We start from the raw sequence: 1,195 nt of genomic DNA on the forward strand, positions 1-1,195 counted from the left end.
CGCGTCGTTTCGACGACACTTCTTGGGGTTGTATGGTTAAGTGACTAAGCGTACATGGTGGATGCCTTGGCAGTCAGAGGCGATGAAGGACGTACTAACCTGCGATAAGCTGTGAGAAGTCGGTAAGAGACGCTATTACTCACAGATTTCCGAATGGGGAAACCCACTTAGCATAAGCTAGGTATCGTTGCATGAATACATAGTGCAACGAGGCGAACCGGGAGAACTGAAACATCTAAGTACCCCGAGGAAAAGAAATCAACCGAGATTCCCTCAGTAGCGGCGAGCGAACGGGGATTAGCCCTTAAGTTTCTTGGAAGTTAGTGGAATGGTCCTGGAAAGGCCAGCGATACAGGGTGATAGCCCCGTACATGAAAACGACCTTGAAGTGAAATCGAGTAGGGCGGGACACGTGACATCCTGTCTGAATATGGGGGGACCATCCTCCAAGGCTAAATACTCCTGACTGACCGATAGTGAACCAGTACCGTGAGGGAAAGGCGAAAAGAACCCCTGTGAGGGGAGTGAAATAGAACCTGAAACCGTGTACGTACAAGCAGTGGGAGCCCTTCGGGGTGACTGCGTACCTTTTGTATAATGGGTCAGCGACTTACATTTTGTAGCGAGGTTAACCGTATAGGGGAGCCGTAGGGAAACCGAGTCTTAACTGGGCGTCTAGTTGCAAGGTGTAGACCCGAAACCGGGTGATCTAGCCATGGGCAGGTTGAAGGTTGAGTAACATCAACTGGAGGACCGAACCCACTAACGTTGCAAAGTTAGGGGATGACCTGTGGCTGGGGGTGAAAGGCCAATCAAACTCGGAGATAGCTGGTTCTCCCCGAAAGCTATTTAGGTAGCGCCTCGGACGAATACTACTGGGGGTAGAGCACTGTTTGGACTAGGGGGTCATCCCGACTTACCAACTCCATGCAAACTCCGAATACCAGTAAGTAATATCCGGGAGACACACGGCGGGTGCTAACGTCCGTCGTGAAGAGGGAAACAACCCAGACCGCCGGCTAAGGTCCCAAAGTTCTGGTTAAGTGGGAAACGATGTGGGAAGGCTCAGACAGCTAGGATGTTGGCTTAGAAGCAGCCATCATTTAAAGAAAGCGTAATAGCTCACTAGTCGAGTCGGCCTGCGCGGAAGATGTAACGGGGCTCAAACCAGGCACCGAAGCCGCGGATTCATCAC

The 1,195-nt window shown here is 51.5% G+C and carries 1 rRNA gene (cut by a window edge); it reads left to right on the top strand.

Features of this window, described 5'->3' with window-relative positions:
• Positions 1-34: 34 nt before the first annotated feature.
• A 23S ribosomal RNA gene (locus OKC40_RS22050) occupies positions 35-1,195 on the top strand (it continues 1,819 nt past the right edge of the window).

Source organism: Aeromonas sp. QDB11 (assembly GCF_027705265.1).
Classification (GTDB): domain Bacteria; phylum Pseudomonadota; class Gammaproteobacteria; order Enterobacterales; family Aeromonadaceae; genus Aeromonas; species Aeromonas allosaccharophila.